The organism is Amycolatopsis sp. NPDC114503 (genome assembly GCF_055633655.1).
In genome coordinates this window covers 261,946-277,055 of the sequence record NZ_JBVKDT010000002.1, presented here as the reverse complement: position 1 = coordinate 277,055, position 15,110 = coordinate 261,946, and the positions used below count along the sequence as shown (strand labels likewise).

14 protein-coding genes are annotated in these 15,110 nt (G+C 70.0%); 9 read left to right on the top strand and 5 right to left on the bottom strand.

Features of this window, described 5'->3' with window-relative positions; genetic code table 11:
• Positions 1–75: 75 nt before the first annotated feature.
• Genes ACZ7OI_RS09110 through ACZ7OI_RS09085 form a run of 6 tightly spaced genes read left to right on the top strand, consistent with a single transcriptional unit; the run spans position 76 to position 6,128 of the window.
• Complete coding sequence (locus ACZ7OI_RS09110; RefSeq protein WP_470263646.1) at positions 76–1,269, top strand: CaiB/BaiF CoA transferase family protein; 1,194 nt, start codon at positions 76–78, stop codon at positions 1,267–1,269.
• 45 nt (positions 1,270–1,314) lie between these two features.
• Positions 1,315–2,589: an MFS transporter gene (locus ACZ7OI_RS09105; RefSeq protein WP_470263645.1), complete on the top strand. Its 1,275-nt coding sequence runs from the start codon at positions 1,315–1,317 to the stop codon at positions 2,587–2,589.
• The gene (locus tag ACZ7OI_RS09100) at positions 2,586–3,353 is read left to right on the top strand and encodes an enoyl-CoA hydratase family protein (RefSeq protein ID WP_470263644.1); all 768 of its coding nucleotides are present in this window, start codon (positions 2,586–2,588) and stop codon (positions 3,351–3,353) included. Before ACZ7OI_RS09105 ends, ACZ7OI_RS09100 begins: the two co-directional genes overlap by 4 nt.
• Positions 3,353–4,141, top strand: coding sequence for an enoyl-CoA hydratase/isomerase family protein (locus tag ACZ7OI_RS09095; RefSeq protein WP_470263643.1), 789 nt, complete (start codon positions 3,353–3,355; stop codon positions 4,139–4,141). The genes ACZ7OI_RS09100 and ACZ7OI_RS09095 overlap by 1 nt, the downstream gene beginning before the upstream one ends.
• A 5-nt stretch (positions 4,142–4,146) precedes the next feature.
• Positions 4,147–5,214, top strand: coding sequence for an acyl-CoA dehydrogenase family protein (locus ACZ7OI_RS09090; RefSeq protein WP_470263642.1), 1,068 nt, complete (start codon positions 4,147–4,149; stop codon positions 5,212–5,214).
• A complete protein-coding gene (locus ACZ7OI_RS09085) occupies positions 5,214–6,128 on the top strand; it encodes an acyl-CoA dehydrogenase family protein (RefSeq protein ID WP_470263641.1) in 915 nt (304 codons plus the stop codon). Before ACZ7OI_RS09090 ends, ACZ7OI_RS09085 begins: the two co-directional genes overlap by 1 nt.
• Here the strand turns inward: ACZ7OI_RS09085 and ACZ7OI_RS09080 are convergent.
• On the bottom strand, positions 6,095–6,859 hold the full coding sequence (locus ACZ7OI_RS09080; RefSeq protein ID WP_470263640.1) for a helix-turn-helix domain-containing protein: 765 nt from the start codon (positions 6,857–6,859) through the stop codon (positions 6,095–6,097). The genes ACZ7OI_RS09085 and ACZ7OI_RS09080 overlap by 34 nt on opposite strands.
• A gap of 74 nt (positions 6,860–6,933) precedes the next feature.
• On the opposite strand from ACZ7OI_RS09080, the gene ACZ7OI_RS09075 reads away from it, so the two are divergent.
• Positions 6,934–7,875 (top strand): amidohydrolase family protein, encoded by a 942-nt coding sequence (locus tag ACZ7OI_RS09075; protein WP_470263639.1) that lies wholly within the window; start codon positions 6,934–6,936, stop codon positions 7,873–7,875.
• A 19-nt stretch (positions 7,876–7,894) separates the two neighbouring features.
• On the opposite strand, the gene ACZ7OI_RS09070 is transcribed toward ACZ7OI_RS09075, so the two are convergent.
• The 3 genes from ACZ7OI_RS09070 to ACZ7OI_RS09060 form a co-directional block, all read right to left on the bottom strand.
• Positions 7,895–8,632 (bottom strand): adenylyltransferase/cytidyltransferase family protein, encoded by a 738-nt coding sequence (locus ACZ7OI_RS09070; protein WP_470263638.1) that lies wholly within the window; start codon positions 8,630–8,632, stop codon positions 7,895–7,897.
• Positions 8,633–8,710: 78 nt separating this feature from the next.
• Positions 8,711–10,276, bottom strand: coding sequence for a 4-hydroxyphenylacetate 3-hydroxylase family protein (locus tag ACZ7OI_RS09065; RefSeq protein WP_470263637.1), 1,566 nt, complete (start codon positions 10,274–10,276; stop codon positions 8,711–8,713).
• A gap of 24 nt (positions 10,277–10,300) precedes the next feature.
• Positions 10,301–10,864 carry a flavin reductase family protein gene (locus ACZ7OI_RS09060; RefSeq protein ID WP_470263636.1) on the bottom strand — a complete coding sequence of 188 codons (564 nt, stop codon included), beginning with the start codon at positions 10,862–10,864 and terminating at the stop codon, positions 10,301–10,303.
• 119 nt (positions 10,865–10,983) lie between these two features.
• On the opposite strand from ACZ7OI_RS09060, the gene ACZ7OI_RS09055 reads away from it, so the two are divergent.
• Together ACZ7OI_RS09055 and ACZ7OI_RS09050 are read left to right on the top strand one after the other, a co-directional pair.
• A complete protein-coding gene (locus tag ACZ7OI_RS09055; protein ID WP_470264300.1) occupies positions 10,984–11,802 on the top strand; it encodes an IclR family transcriptional regulator domain-containing protein in 819 nt (272 codons plus the stop codon).
• 294 nt (positions 11,803–12,096) lie between these two features.
• On the top strand, positions 12,097–14,136 hold the full coding sequence (locus ACZ7OI_RS09050) for a hypothetical protein (RefSeq protein WP_470263635.1): 2,040 nt from the start codon (positions 12,097–12,099) through the stop codon (positions 14,134–14,136).
• Here the strand turns inward: ACZ7OI_RS09050 and ACZ7OI_RS09045 are convergent.
• Positions 14,127–15,092 (bottom strand): M28 family metallopeptidase, encoded by a 966-nt coding sequence (locus ACZ7OI_RS09045; RefSeq protein ID WP_470263634.1) that lies wholly within the window; start codon positions 15,090–15,092, stop codon positions 14,127–14,129. The genes ACZ7OI_RS09050 and ACZ7OI_RS09045 overlap by 10 nt on opposite strands.
• Positions 15,093–15,110: the final 18 nt, after the last annotated feature.

The window sequence follows — 15,110 nt, the reverse complement described above, 5'->3', positions numbered from 1 at the left end:
CAAGAAGTATTGGCGGCAGATGAATGACCTCGTCTTGACTGAGTGCAGCAGCCGAGAGCACAGGAGGTGCGAGGGATGTCGCCTGGCGAGGTGGACGACGGGAAGCCGACGGGCCCGCTGACCGGAGTGCGGGTCGTCGAACTGGCCACCGTGATCATGGGCCCGTACGCCGGCGCGCAGCTGGCCGACCTCGGCGCGGACGTCGTCAAGGTCGAGGCTCCGGGCGGGGATCCGACCCGGCACTTCGAGCCGCGCCGGCACCCCGGAATGGCGGGCGCGGCGCTGAACTTCAACCGCAACAAGCGCAGCGTGTGCCTCGACCTGAAGACCGGAGCCGGGCGGGACGCGCTGCTCGCGCTGCTGGGGACCGCCGACGCGTTCGTCACCAACGTCCGGCCGGGCGCGCTGCGCAGGCTCGGGCTGGCCTACGACGACCTGGCGGCCGGCCTTCCCGGGCTCGTCTACGTGAACGCGCAGGGGTTCCGGAGCGATTCCGCGCTCGGCGACAACGCCGCCTACGACGACATCCTCCAGGCCGCCTCCGGTCTGGTCTGGCTGAACGAACAGGTCACCGGCGAGGCGTACTACGTGCCGACCGTGCTGGCGGACAAGGTGTGCGGCCTGTTCATCGTCCAGTCCGTGCTGGCCGCGCTGCGCCACCGCGACCGCACCGGCGAGGGCCAGCACGTCGAGGTGCCGATGGCCGACACCATGATCGCGTTCAACCTCGTCGAGCACCTCGCCGGAGCCTCGCTGGAACCGGCGGAGGAACCCGGCTACGGCTACCCGCGCGTGCTGAGCAAGCAGCGGCGGGCGTGCCGCACGGCGGACGGGTGGATGTGCATCCTGCCCTACAACGACCGCAACTGGCGCGACTTCTTCGCCCGTGCAGGCCGTCCCGAACTCGCCGCCGACCCGCGCTTCGCGAGCATGCCGGCCCGCGTCGCGCACGCCGACGACCTGTACGGCCAGGTTCGCGAACTCACGCCGCAGTTCACTTCCGCGCAGTGGCAGGAGTTCTGCGACCGCGTCAGCATTCCCGCGCATCCCGTGTACAGCCTCCAGGAGGCGGCCGAGAGCGAGTACGCCCGGCAAGGCGGTCTCGTCCGGACGGTGCAGCACCCGACCGAGGGCGCCTGCCGTCTCGTGGCCCCGCCGGTGCGCTACTCCCGCACTCCGCCCGGGATCTACCGGCATTTCCCGCCCGTCGGCGCGGACACCGAGCAGGTGCTGGCCGAAGCGGGCTTCGACCCGGCCCGTCTCGGCTGAACCCGGCCCGTCCCCACGACAACGCCGTCGTCCCGAGGAGAACCCATGGCTTCATCCGAACCCCTTGCCCCACGCCCCGGGCGGGCGTGGGCCGTCACCGCGCTCGTGCTGCTGTTCCTGCTGATCAACTACGCGGACAAGACCGTGGTCGGGCTCGCCGCCGAGCCGATCATGAAAGACCTCGGTCTCGGCGAGGAGCACTACGCCCTCGTCCAGTCCAGTTTCTATTTCCTGTTCAGCGTTTCCGGCATCGTCGTCGGCTTCGCCGCCGCCAAGCGCCGCACGACCCGCGTGATGGCCGTGCTCGCCCTGGTCTGGGGACTGACCGCGCTGCCCATGGCGGCCGGGCTCGGCTTCGGAGCCTTGATCGCTTCGCGGATCGCGCTCGGCGCGGCGGAAGGGCCGGCGGTGCCCGCGGCGACGCACACCGTCTACGGCTGGTTTCCCACGCGCGACCGGGCCCTCCCCAACGCATTGGTCCACATTGGACCGACCCTCGGCGTCGTGGCGAGCGCGCCGCTGCTCAGCTGGATCATCGCGGACTTCGGCTACCGGACCGCGTTCGGCGTCCTGTTCGCGCTTTCGGCGGTGTGGGCGGCGGCGTGGCTGCTGCTCGCGAACGACGGTCCGTACTCCAAGCCGGCCGGGCCGTCCGGAGCGAGCCGCGAACCGGTGCCGTACCGCGTGTTTTTCCGGTCGGGAACAGTGCTCGGCGCGATCCTCACCGGTTTCGTCGCCTTCTGGGCGACCACCACCGCGCTGGGTTTCCTGCCCCGCTACCTGTCTTCCGGGCTCGGGATCGGGCCTCAGCAGGCGGGCACTCTCTCCGCGCTGCCGTCTTTGCTCGCGACCGTCGTGATCGTGGCGATGGGCGCGGTTTCCACGAGGCGGCGGCGCCGAGGAGCGGGCAGCCGCCGCGCGTACTGCCTGCCCGGGATGGCGCTGCTCGCCGTCTCCGGAGCCGCGATGATTCTCTTCCCGCATACGGAAAAGGTCACGGCGATCGTGCTGATCACGCTCGCGTTCGGCCTGCCGAGCGCATTTTATCCGATGGTGTGGCTGCTCATCGGAGAACTGGTCCCGCCGGAGCGCCGCCTCGCCGTGACCGCCGCGACGACCGCCGTCGCCACTTCGGCGGGAGTGTTCGCGCCGCTGGTGATGGGCGGCTTCCTCACCGCGCGAAACGGTTATGCGGCGGGATTCGGGGTGTGCGGCGCGCTGTTGCTGGTGGGAGCGGTCGTGGGCACGGTGCTGATCAATCCGGAGCGAGACCAGCGGCGGCTGCCCGCATTCTCTCTGGAAAGCGTCAGTGCCGCATGAGGCGTACCGACGAAGGCGGAATCGCCACCCTTGTCCTCGACTCGCCGCACAACCGCAACGCCCTGTCGGTCCGGCTGGTAGCCGAACTCACCGCACAGCTGAGCCGCGCGGCCGAGGATCCGGCCGTCCGCGCGGTACTGCTCACGCACACCGGCGAGACCTTCTGCTCAGGCATCGACCTTGCCGAAGCTCGCGCGGGCACCGGCCTCACCGCCGAGCGATTGACCAGCCTGCTGCGCACTGTCGTCGAGATGCCGAAACCCGTGATCGCTCGCGTGACCGGGCACGCCAGGGCGGGAGGGCTCGGACTGCTCGGCGCGTGCGACATCGTCGCGGCGAGCCCGGCCGCGAGCTTCGCGTTCGCCGAGGTGCGCCTCGGGCTGGCCCCGGCCGTCTTGTCGACCACCGTGCTCCCGCGCCTCGATTCGCGCGCCGTCTCTCGCTATTACCTCACCGGAGAACGCTTCGACACCGCCGAAGCCGCCCGCATCGGCCTGATCACGCTCGCCGCCGACGACGTCGACGAGGCACTCGAACCGGTGCTCGCCGGGCTGCGCTCCGCCGCGCCCGGGGCACTCGCCGTCGCCAAGCACCTGACCACGACGGAAACCCGGCGGTTCTTTGGCGCTCACGCGAACGAGCTGGCGGAGCTCGCCGCGCGCCTCGGCGAGAGTGCCGAGGCAGGGGAGGGGATCGCATCCTTCCTCGAACGCCGAAGCCCCGTCTGGGCGGAAACCCGTTTCACCATCAGGAAGGAGTCGTGATGACGTCCACACCCGGCCTCGACGTCCGCGTCGAAGACCGCGTCGGCTGGATCGTCCTGGACCGGCCGCGGCAGAAGAACGCCTTCACCGGCGAAATGCTGCGTGCCTGGGCCGAGGCGTACCGCGCTTTCCAAGCAGACGACGAGGTTCGCGCCGTAGTCGTCACCGGAACCGGCGACGCTTTCTGCGCGGGGGCCGATCTCGGCGATCTCGGCCGGCCCCGCACCCCGCTGGGCAGCAGGCGGCTGATGACCGAGCACGTGCACCCGGTGGCCATGGCCGCGGAAGACCTGGCCAAACCGCTGATCGCCGCTGTCAACGGAGCGGCGGTCGGCGCGGGCATGGACATGGCCCTGATGTGCGATTACCGGATCGCCTCCGAACGCGCCCGCTTTTCGGAAGGGTACGTGCGGGTCGGCCTCGTCCCCGGCGACGGCGGCTGCCATTACCTGCCGCGGATCGTCGGCCGGTCGCGGGCGCTGCGGCTGCTGTGGACCGGCGAGTTCGTCGACGCGGACCAGGCGCTGGCCTGGGGACTGGCGGACGAGACCTGCCCGCACGAGGAGCTTCCGGCGCGAGCCCGGGAATTCGCCGGAACGCTGGCCTCCCGGCCGCCGGTGGCCGTCGAGCTGATCAAACGCGCGGTGCGGGCGGGAGAACACGCGGACCTGCGGACCTCGCTGGACCTGATCGCCTCGCACCAAGCCGTCGTCCAGGCGACCGCCGACTCCGCCGAAGCGCTCGCGGCGTTCGTCGGCAAGCGCCCGGCGCATTACCTCGGAGAGTGAGCCAGATGACCGAAGACCTTCGCTGCCGCGTCCGGGATTTCCTCGCCGCCCATCCGTTCACGCCGCGTTGTGACTCCTGGGCGGGCTCCTACGACCTGGATTTCAGCCGAGAACTCGGCAAAGCCGGGCTGCTGGCCGTCTCCTGGCCGGAACGCCTCGGCGGCGGTGGCGGCACTGCCGTCGACCGGCTCGCCGTCACCGAGGAACTGCTGCGCGCCGGTGCTCCGCTGGCCGCGCACTGGGTGGGAGAACGGCAGATCGGGCCGACCCTGCTCCGGCACGGCAGTCCCGAGCTGCAGGAGGAATTCTGCCCGCCGCTGGCACGTGCGGAGTGCACCTTCGCGCTGGGCATGAGCGAGCCGGACGCCGGTTCGGACTTGGCGTCGCTGCGCACGTCCGCTGTCCGCGACGGCGACGGCTGGCGCATCACCGGGCGCAAGATCTGGACCAGCGGCGCGCACCGGGCCAGCCACCTGTACGTGCTGGCCCGCACCTCCCGCGAAGCCGACCGCCACGACGGGCTCACGGAGTTCGTCGTGGCGGCGGATTCCCCGGGAATCACCGTCACGCCGATCTTGGACCTGCGCGGCGAACACCACTTCAACGAGGTCGTCCTGGACGAGGTGGCCGTCCCGGGCCGGTGGGCGATCGGCCGCGTCGGCGAGGGCTGGCGGCAGGTCGTCGGGCAGCTCGCGTTCGAACGGGGCGGCCCGGAACGGTTCCTCTCGACCTATCCGCTGCTGTCCGCCGTGCTCGACGCGGGGCTCGCCGACGGCACCGCACGGCGTGAACTGCGCGCACTGGCCGCGCGGTTGCAGATCCTGCGAGCCTGGGTGCTGGAGACCGCGCAGGTGCTCGACGCGGGCGGCTCGCCCGTCGTGCGCGCGGCGACGAGCAAATACCTCGGCCACCAGTTCGAGCTGAGCGTCATCGACTGGGCGCGGCCGCTCATGCCGCGAGCCGCTCCGGAGGTCCGCGCGCTCTACGACCAAGCCCTCGCCGCCGCACCCGCTTCCGGCCTGCGGGGCGGCGCGGCCCCAGTCATGCTGTCGATGATCGCTAGGGACAACTGATGACCACGCACACTCTGGAAGCCGACCTGGACGCCTCGGTCAGCGAGGTGATCGCGGGCTGGGAACGACCCGGCGACCCGCGCGAGCACTGGCGGATCGCCGCCGGACTCGGCTGGACCACCATCCTGGACGACCTCCGCACCGACGCACCGGAGCAAGACCTCGTCGATGCGGCCTGCGGTGCGGTCACGGCCCTCGGGCGCGGCGGGATAGCGCTCCCGCTCCGCCAGACACTGGTCGCCCGCGCCGCGGCGAAGACTCCGCTGTCCACAGTGGACGCCATCGCCGTGCACCCTGCCGCACAAGGAATCTGGGCGCCGGTCGCGGACGTCCACGTCGCCGCGGACGGCAGCGCGTTCGACGAAGCCGGACGAGATCTCGCGGACCGGCCGTATTCTCTGGCACCGCCGACGGAAATCCCGTTGCGGCTCACCGCGTTGTCCGAAGTCCTCCGGCACCAAGAGATGCTCGGCGCGGCCCAAGGCGCGGTCGCCGAAGCCCGGCGGTACGTGACCGACCGCGTCCAGTTCGGCAAGCCGTTGACCGCCATCCCGGCGGTGCGCACCACACTCGGACAGCTGAAAGTCGATGTCCGGCAACTGGAAACGGTCACGCACGAGGCCAGAAACCGCCTTTTCGGCGACGACGGCGCACTCGCCTTCGCGCTGTCCACCGCCCGGGAAGTCTCCGCGACTGTGGCCCCGCGCATCGCCCAAACCGCACACCAGCTGCACGGCGCGATGGGCATCACGTACGAGGCCGCACTGCATTGGCGAACCAGGCTGCTGTGGGCGGATTGCGACGAGGGCGCGCGATGGGGCGACGACGGCGTCGACGCGGTGCCGGTCGACGAGACAGCCCTCTGGTCGCTAACCGCTCCCTACCCGGCCGGGACGAGCGCGATCAGCCGCTGATGGGGATCGTCGAGCACCTGCAGCACCACCTGGTCCACCGGCTCCTCGACGCCTCCCGGCAGACGGAGCCGCACGCGGAGATGGGTGTGCGGCAGCACGACGTCGTTGCGTTCCCACAGGGCTTTGAAGCCGGGGTCCGTGCGGAGCAGTTCGTCGATCCAGTCCCCGGTCGGCGGGCCCGCCGGGGTGCTCGCGCGCACGATGCCGATCACGGTGCGGCGCATCGCTTCCAGGTCCGCGAACCGGCTCTGGAGCACCGGATCGGCGAACAGCATCTGCACGAACCGGCGGCGCTCCGGCGGCACCGCGCCGAAATCGGTCAGCGTCCGGGCGGCGGCGGAGTTCCAGGCCAGGATCGACGTCGCCGGTCCGACGAGGAGCGCGGGCACCTCGCCCATCGTCTCGACGAGGCGGCGCAGCGGATCGCTCGGCTCAGGGTTCTCCGGAGGGGCGGCGGGGGCGGCGACGAGGTCCAGGGCGTACCGCGTCTGGTCGGCGTCCAGCCCGAGCGCCTCGGCGACGCGGCGGATCACGTCGGTGCTCGGCAGGACCCGGCCCTGCTCGATCCTCGTGTAGTACTCGTCGCTGACGAAGGCCAGCGCCGCGACCTCGGCACGCCGGAGACCGGGCACCTGCCGCCGTCCCGGATCGGCTGCGGCGGGCGGCGGGGCCTCGTCGCGGCGGGCGTGCAGGAACGCTCCGAGCTGGGTGAGCCGGGGATCGCGCGCCATCAGCGAGGACTCCGGGGGAGGGGGATCGGATTCTGCCCCTCCCGGGCGCACCGCTCGCGGCGCACCGTGGAGGCATGACCGACCGCGAACGCATCGACGTCCACACCCACCTGGTCCCTCCGTTCTGGGGCGAGGCCCTCGCACAGCACGGCGGCGACCCGTCGGGCTGGGCACTGCCGCCGTGGACGCCGGACGACCACCTGAAGTTCATGGACGCCAACGGCATCGCCACGAGCGTACTGTCGCTCACCGCCCCGAGCGTCGTGGGCTGGGCCGGCGCGGCGCGTCGCGACATGGCCCGCCGTGTGAACGAATACACTTCCGAACTGGTGCGGGAACGCCCAGACCGGTTCGGTTTGTTCGCCACCGTCCCGCTGCCCGACGTCGACGGCGCGGTCGCGGAGGTCGATCACGCGTACGGAGCGCTCCAGGCCGACGGCGTGGTGCTGCTGTCCAATTACGACGGGGTGTACCTGGGCGACGACCGTTACGCGCCGCTGTGGGAGGCGTTGGACCGGCATCGCGCGGTGGTGTTCATCCATCCGGCGCATCCGCTCGTCCCGCTGCTTCCCGGGATTCCGGGGCCGCTGGTGGACTATCCGTTCGACACCACCCGCAACGCGGTGCACATGGTGTTCCACGGGATCGCCGAACGGTACCCGAACGTGCGGATCATCCTTTCGCACGCGGGCGGTTTCGTGCCGTTCGCGGCTTTGCGGTTCTGTCAGATCCAGGCCGCGCTGGAGCCTGCCGGGCCTGCCGCTGAGGAACTCCTGGCGCGGTTCCGGAGCTTCTACTGGGACACGGCGTTGTCGTCGGGGGAGTACGCGTTCGGGGCGCTCGCCCGGTTCGCCGACCCTGGGCGGATTCTCTACGGCAGTGACTTCCCCTACGCGCCAACGGAAGTGGGCACCCGGTTCACCGAAATCCTGGACACCGAAAGCGGGTTGACCGCCGAACGAAGCCGCGCGATCGACTCCGGGAACGCCCGCGCGCTGTTCCCTCGGCTGGGCTGAAACCCGGGCGTCCGGAAGGTCACCCCGCGTCGACGAGATCGACCGCGGTCGGCCCGTCCGGCAAGTCGGCGAGCAGCACACCGGCATCCACCGCGACCGTCCGGTCCCCGTACGGGGTGCGGGCCCGGTATTTCCCCGGCGGCGGCAACAGCGTGGTGCGCGGGGTGACGATTTCGCCCGCGACAGTCCCGTGCACGCGGTGCGGACGGCCGAGAATCGCCGCGGCGCCAACGAGATCGCCCGCGGTGACCAGCGTGCGGACCAGCGTCGAGGAACAGCCGGGAAGCAGGTCGACGGCGTGCGCGGTGAAACCGCAGGCAGGCCCGAGCTTCCGCAGCAGAGCGGTGTCCCCGGCTCCCCGGTGACCGAACCGGAAGTTGCTGCCCGTGACCACAGCGGTGGTGTGCAGGGCGCGCATCAGGACGTCCGCGACGAAGTCCTCGGCGGGTGTACGCGCGAGGCATTCGGTGAACGGGAGGACAAGCACGTGGTCGGCACCGTGCCGCCGGGCCAGTTCAGCACGGTGTTCCACCGTCGCTACCGGTGTCGTGTCGCGCGGGCGTCCGGCGATGGTCGCCGGATGCGGGTCGAAGGTCGTGAGGACCACCGGTGCGCCGCGCTCGCGACCGAGGCGCACCGCGTGGTCCAGAACCCGTTGGTGGCCGCGGTGCAGTCCGTCGAAAACGCCGAGCGCGACGACGGACCGGCCCCAGCCGTCCGGCACCTCGGCGGTGCCGTGCCAGAAAACCTTGCTCACGCGAACCTCCCGAGACCGGACAGCGGTGCTGGGAACCGCGGCGCCCCCGGGGGATGCGGGGGCGCCGCGGCGGGCCGGTCAGCGCTTCTTCAGGAACGAGACGTCGTCGTTGCCGATGAGGTCCGGCACGGTCCAGCCGTCGAGGTCGTATTCGGACAGGCACTGCTCGGCCAGTCCCTTCATCGACTCGGTGGTGCCCTGGGCCTCGGCGGCGAAAAGGAGCTCCGCCTTGACGTTCTCGTGGTTGCCGGAGTAGTTGCGCTCGTAGAGTTCGTGCCGTCCGCCGAATTCGGAGCCGACCGCGTCCCACAGCGCCTTCATCACCTTGACCCGGTCCACCGCCTCGTAGCCGTTGGAGCCGCGCACGTACTTGTCCAGGTACGGCCGCACCTCGGGGGTCTTGAAGTCGACCGAATGCGAGTTGAGGTAGATCAGGCCGCTGGCCACGTCGGATTCGATGATCTCCTTGATCCGCGGGTAGGCCTGGATCATCAGCATCCGGTAGGTCAGGCCGTAGTCGAGCTTGGGCAGCAGCGTCCCGTTGGTCCACTCGTCCGGATTGCGCGCCATCGCGTCGGCGAGCGCGAAGAACGTGTTGCGCCATCCGACGACCTCGCCGACCCGGGTCTGCACGCCGCGGAAGTCCTTGCTGCCGGTGATTTCCAGCGCTTTGAGCAGCAGACCGGCGATGAAATCGATCTTCGTCGCGAGCCGGATGCAGCCGTGGAAGGTGAAGCGCGGGATGAAGCCGGAGACCGGGAAGAACCCGTTGATCTTCTCGATGTCGCCGTAGAGGAACACGTTCTCCCACGGCACGAGCACCTTGTCGAACACGAAGATGGTGTCGTTCTCGTCCATCCGGGAGGACAGCGGGTAGTCGAACGGGCTGCCCATCACCGCGGCCTGCTGCGTGTAAGAGGTGCGGCAGATCAGCTTCACGCCCGGCGCGTCCATCGGCACCGTGCAGATGAGCGCGAACTCCTTCTTCTTGATCGGCAGTCCGTAGTGGGCGATGAAGTTGTAGTTCGTGATCGCCGAACCGGTCGCCACGACCTTCGCGCCGGAGACGATCAGGCCCGCGTCGGTCTCCTTCTCGACCTTCATGAACACGTCGCCGACCTCGTCCGGCGGCAGGTTCCGGTCGACCGGCGGGTTGATGATCGCGTGGTTCCAGTACAGGACCTTTTCCTGCGACTCCTTGTACCAGCGTTTCGCGTTGTCCTCGAACGGCGCGTAGAAGTCGGAGTTCGCGCCGAGCGTGCCGAGGAAGCTGGCCTTGTAGTCGGGGCTGCGGCCCATCCAGCCGTACGTCATCCGCGACCAGGTTTCGATCGCGCGGCGGTCGGCGAGCAGGTCGTCGACGGTGTGCGGGCTGCGGAAGAACGGGTGCGTGACGCCGCCGTTGCCGGTGTCGGTCGGCACGGTCAGCGCGTCGCGGGTGTCGGGCGAGTGCAGCGCGTCGTACAGCCGGGCGGTCATCCGCACCGGGTTGCGGAAAGCCGGGTGCGTCGTCACGTCTTTGACGCGCTCGCCGTAGATCCACACCTCGCGTCCGTCCTGAATGGACTGGATGTACTCGTCGCCGGTCATCGGCGCGGAAGCGGTGGGGGCGGCTGCCTCGGAGCGGTCCTGCTGGATGGTCATCGGGATGTCCTTTCGGATGGGCGGTCAAGCCGCGTGGGGGCGCAGCGGGGTGAACGTGGTCGAGGCGCCGAACCAGCCCGCCTCGGGGCAGTCGAGCGAGCCGCCCCAGTGGGTGCCGGTCTCGCGGGGGCCGAGTTCGCGGAACGCGCCGGCGTAGAACAGCAGCGGCTGCCGGTCTTCGACGGCGATGTCGACGACTTCGCCGACCACGATCAGGTGGTCGCCGCCGTCGTAGGTTCGCCACGGGCGGCACGAATACACCGCGGCGGAGCCGACCAGGACCGGTGCGACCGGCCCTTCGGCCCACTCTGGCCCGGGATCGGCCGGGCGTCCGGCGAAGTGCCAGGCGGTGTCTGCCTGGTCCGCGCCGAGCACGTTGACGGCGAACGCGGCGCCGTCGAGGTAGCTGCAGGCCTTCGATTGCCGGGTCAGCGTGACCTGGCACAACGCGGGTTCGAGCGAGACCGCGGTGAACGCGTTGACCGTGGCCCCGTGCGGGGTCCCCCGGTCGCTGCGGCAGGTCACCACGGTGACCCCGGTGGCGAACCGGCCGAACGCGTCGCGCAGCTCGCGGGACGAAACCGTCATCTCGCACCTCCTCGTGCGATGTACGCTATGCGTACGAAGTGAACGCTATGCGTGCAGTGAGAGGAAGGATGCATCAGGAGGCGGCGGAGGTCAAGGCCGGTACCGGAGCGGGTGAAATACTGCGGAGCGTGACGTCAGCCGGAAACGAACGCGACTTCGTGCAGAGCCTGGAGCGCGGTTTCGCCGTGCTGCTCGCCTTCGACGAGGAGCGCACCAACCCCACGCTCACCGAACTGGCGACGGCGACGAACCTGTCCCGCCCGGCCGTGCGCCGGCTGCTGCTGACCCTGCAGCGGATGGGCTACGTGACCAGCGACGGACCTCGCTGGTCGCTGACCCCGAGAGTGCTGACCATCGGCCAGCACTACACGGCGACCCGGGCGATGATCGACCTGGCGCATCCGCACCTGCTGCGGCTGGCCGAGGCGACGGGGGAGTCCGCGTCGCTGGCCGAATTCGACGGCAACGAGGCGGTCTACGTCGCGCGGGTGCCGGTGCGGCGGATCATGAGCATCAACGTCGCGGTCGGCACCCGGCTGCCCGCGCACGCGACCTCGATGGGCCGGGTCCTGCTGGCGTGGGCGGGCCCGGAGCGGATCACCCGCTACCTGGAGGAGGTGCCGCTGCGGTCGTACACCGCGCGCACCGTCACCGAGCCGGCGGAGCTGCGGACCGAGCTTTCCGCGGTGCGCGACGCCGGGCTGTCTATTGTGGACGGAGAGCTGGAGGAGGGCCTGCTGTCCGCGTCGGCCCCGGTGCGCGACCGGACCGGGGCGGTCGTCGCGGCGCTCGCCTCGTCCACCACCACCGGGCGGTTCGCCCCGGAGCGGCTGCGCAAGGAAACCGTTCCGGTGCTGCTCGAAACCGCCGCGGCGATCAGCACGGACCTCGGGTACGACCCGAGGCCCGCGCCGGTGCAGCGAGACGGCTTCTTCTGATCCCGCGCCGGGTTGCCCGATCAGGGACGGGCTTTGCGTGAGCGCCCCGTCGCGGGAACTGCAGCGCTCGCTGACCGACATCGACCTGGTTCGGCGGTGGAGGTGTGCCCAGTTTCCGCATGAGGCGTACCGGGATTTCCTTCGCCGATTGCTCTGCTGAGAGCGGAATTCCGTTCTCTCCTCGATGTTTTCCGGCGAATGACGTAGTACTGACCACATCGGACTCCCCGGTGCCGTCCCGCCGAGACACCGCGGGCGCCGAAATTGTCGGTGCCCGCCGCTACCTTTCTCGCCATGGCCCTTCTGGAGTTCTGCGAGGACGACGAGTACTCGCCCGAATACGGCACCATCGTGCTTCGAGACGTGTACCGCGACGAGACTTTGCCCGCGCTGGGCAACAAACTTCTCGGCGAAAACGAGACAGCGGCGCTGTCCGGCACAGTCGCGACAGCGGGCGACGGCTGGCTGCACGCCACGGCCAGCCGCTTCTATCAGGCAATTCGCTGCGAAGCGCACGACGGGCCACCGGAACTGCGACTCGGGAACTGGGAAGACATCGTCGAGTCGCCCTTTCGCAGCCGCTCGGGGATCGCGGGCCTGGGATGGTTGACGGGCGGCACGCTCAGCGGGGAACTGAGTCTGGGAGCGAAAGGGTTTTACCGCGTCCGGGTGTGCCGGAAACCGGCGGAAGCCGGCGAGGAAGGCGACGTCTGGCTGTTCCAGTTCTGGCCGGAGGAGGTCCGGGAACCGCCGCGGTGGCTCAAACGCACGCGTCCGGCGATTCATCGGGAGGAACCGGGCTGGCAGCAGGTATTCGGGTACGACACCATCGAGGTGTCGTGGTACTTCACGCTCGTCGGCATGCTGCGCCCGGACGGCTGGCTGGACGAGCCCTTGCCCGGCGAGGAGCAGCCGTCGGACGACGTGTGCGCCCAGTTGGGCGTCGACCCGCCGCGCACGCGCCGGGACACGATTCCGTTGCTGGTCGCCGCAGGGCTGCTCGTGGAGGACGGCGCCGGCGGGTACTCGGCGGGAACTCCGCGGCGGGCCACGGAGGTGCTCGACCTCCCGGACGAACTGGCGAACCGGATAGACGCCGCCGCGGTCCGTGCCGTCTACGCTTGGCTCGCGGCCGATCTCGTCAGCATCGCGGCCTGGTCGAATCCGGCGCAGGCAAGGGATTTGGCCGAGTTGCTGGCCGTCCCGGAGGAGACGATGGAGCCGTTGCTCGAGTATGCGGTCAGCGACAAGCTGATCCACCGGGCGAACGGTACCGTCGCGGCGCTTCCTCGCCCGCCGCAGCCGACTAGGCCGACACGCCGACGGGTCGAGGTCGTTCGCCGCGAGGAACCCGCGACTGTGGCCGGTTCGCCGCCGAAAGCGGGGTTCGTGTCCGGCGACGGCACGGTTGTCGTGTGGCGCGCGGGCGAACCCGTGGTCCTCGGCCGGGTCGAGAGCGACGACCGCTACCGCGCGTTCGAGACCGTGGCAGGCATTTACGTCGCCGCCTCCGGAGGACAAGGACAGCTGATCGACTGGGCCGGTGCTGCCGTCCAGGTGCCGGTGGACTTGGACATGCTGCCCGTTCGCAGCGTCGACGGACGGTACTTGGCGGGCGTGCAAACGCACGTCGGCCGGCGGACCTGGGACCAGGTGCATGTCTTCGACGCGGCCGCGGGGAAAACGTGGAGCCTGCCGAAATCACCGGAGCTGACCCGGAAAGTCCTGGGCATCCACGACGGCTCGGTCTATTTCACCACCAGTTCGGGATACCGGACGTTCACCGCTTCCCGCTGGACGCCGGGCGAGGAACCGGTGGAGCTTGCCTCTTCTTTGCACCAGCTCGACCCGCTTTCCGGCGCTCAAGTGCGCGACGAAGCCGAGGCGGCAACAGTGTTGACCGCGTCGGGGGAGCGGCGAGAGTTGCCGGAACCCCATCGCTGGCGCTTCGTTCCGGGCGGCGCGCGGATGTATTCGTTCGGGTACGACCCGCCCGTTGTGGAGGTGCTCGACCTGGCCGCCGGGACCACCGCCGACTATCCGCTCCCCAAGGGCTGCAACACCAGCGATACACCGTCGATCGCACCGATGTGGGAATCCCCCGGCACAGTGGTCTTCTCCCAGCCGTACCACGGGTCGACCCGCCGCATCGTCCGGTGGCATCTGGAGCGAAACGCGTTCGAGCATTTCGACCTGCCCGAGATCGCGGGACACCGCCCGCTCCTGATCGAACCGATCCTCGTCCGAAAGGCCGATCCCGGGCAGCCGGACGCTCCAGGCCGCCGCACTCGCGGCGACGGCCCGGAGCAGGTGCCCGATCAGGTTCAGCGATGAGCCGCCGCGACAGGCGCGGCCACGGCCAGCTTCCACACCGCGTAGCCGATCGCGTCGGAGTTCTTCTCCAGCGGCGTGTCCGGGATGTTCGCCGTCGTGTCGCAGGCGCGGTGGTAGCAGTTGTCGAACGGTGCGCCCGCGGTGCCGCCCCACTTGTCGGCCTGTTCGTCGCTCTTGATGTCGCCGGCTCCGGTCGCGAGGCCGCCGACCGGGATGCCCGCGCGCTTGAACGACGCGTGGTCGGACCGGCCGTCGCCTTCGGTGTCTCCCTCGGTCTCGATGCCGACGGAGGCGAAGTACTCGTCGAAGACGGCCTTGACCGAAGCGACGTCGTCGTAGACGAAGTAGCCCCAGTTCTTCGACCCGATCATGTCGAAGTTGAGGTAGGTCTTGATCTTCGCGCGCTCAGTGCTCGACAGCGTGCTCACGTAGTACCGCGAGCCGACCATGCCGGACTCCTCGTCGGCCCACCACGCGAAGCGGACGCGTTTGGCCATCGCCGGGTTGGTGCGGGCCAGCGTCAGCGCGACCTCGAGGATCGACGCGCTGCCGGAACCGTTGTCGTTGATGCCGGGGCCCGCGCTCACCGAATCGAGGTGTGCGCCGAGCATGAGGACCTGGTTCGCGTCGCCCTGCGGCCATTCCGCGATCAGGTTCTGCGACCGGCCGGTGCAGCTCGTGCACGTCTGCCGTTTCGTGGTGTAGCCCGCGTTCTTGAGCAGGTTCTCCACATAGGACACCGATGCCGCGTAGCCGCCGCCGCGCGGCGAGCGCGTGCCGCCGTTGTTGCGGGCGATGGTCTGCAGCTGGTTGAGATGCGTCTTGATGTTGGCCAGCGAGATGTCCGGCGCGGCGAGCGTCGACGCGGGCGCGGCGGTGGCCGCGGGCACGGTGACGACGCCCAGCACGGCCACCAGGGCGGTGACCCCGGCGCCGAGTCTTGTCTTCCACTTCATGACGATGCGTTCCTTCGG

Coding starts and splice junctions, on each gene's coding strand:
- ACZ7OI_RS09110 (WP_470263646.1), top strand. CDS start 76: ATGTCGCCTGGCGAGGTGGACGACGGGAAGCCGACGGGCCCGCTGACC.
- ACZ7OI_RS09105 (WP_470263645.1), top strand. CDS start 1,315: ATGGCTTCATCCGAACCCCTTGCCCCACGCCCCGGGCGGGCGTGGGCC.
- ACZ7OI_RS09100 (WP_470263644.1), top strand. CDS start 2,586: ATGAGGCGTACCGACGAAGGCGGAATCGCCACCCTTGTCCTCGACTCG.
- ACZ7OI_RS09095 (WP_470263643.1), top strand. CDS start 3,353: ATGACGTCCACACCCGGCCTCGACGTCCGCGTCGAAGACCGCGTCGGC.
- ACZ7OI_RS09090 (WP_470263642.1), top strand. CDS start 4,147: ATGACCGAAGACCTTCGCTGCCGCGTCCGGGATTTCCTCGCCGCCCAT.
- ACZ7OI_RS09085 (WP_470263641.1), top strand. CDS start 5,214: ATGACCACGCACACTCTGGAAGCCGACCTGGACGCCTCGGTCAGCGAG.
- ACZ7OI_RS09080 (WP_470263640.1), bottom strand. CDS start 6,859: ATGGCGCGCGATCCCCGGCTCACCCAGCTCGGAGCGTTCCTGCACGCC.
- ACZ7OI_RS09075 (WP_470263639.1), top strand. CDS start 6,934: ATGACCGACCGCGAACGCATCGACGTCCACACCCACCTGGTCCCTCCG.
- ACZ7OI_RS09065 (WP_470263637.1), bottom strand. CDS start 10,276: ATGACCATCCAGCAGGACCGCTCCGAGGCAGCCGCCCCCACCGCTTCC.
- ACZ7OI_RS09060 (WP_470263636.1), bottom strand. CDS start 10,864: ATGACGGTTTCGTCCCGCGAGCTGCGCGACGCGTTCGGCCGGTTCGCC.
- ACZ7OI_RS09050 (WP_470263635.1), top strand. CDS start 12,097: ATGGCCCTTCTGGAGTTCTGCGAGGACGACGAGTACTCGCCCGAATAC.
- ACZ7OI_RS09045 (WP_470263634.1), bottom strand. CDS start 15,092: ATGAAGTGGAAGACAAGACTCGGCGCCGGGGTCACCGCCCTGGTGGCC.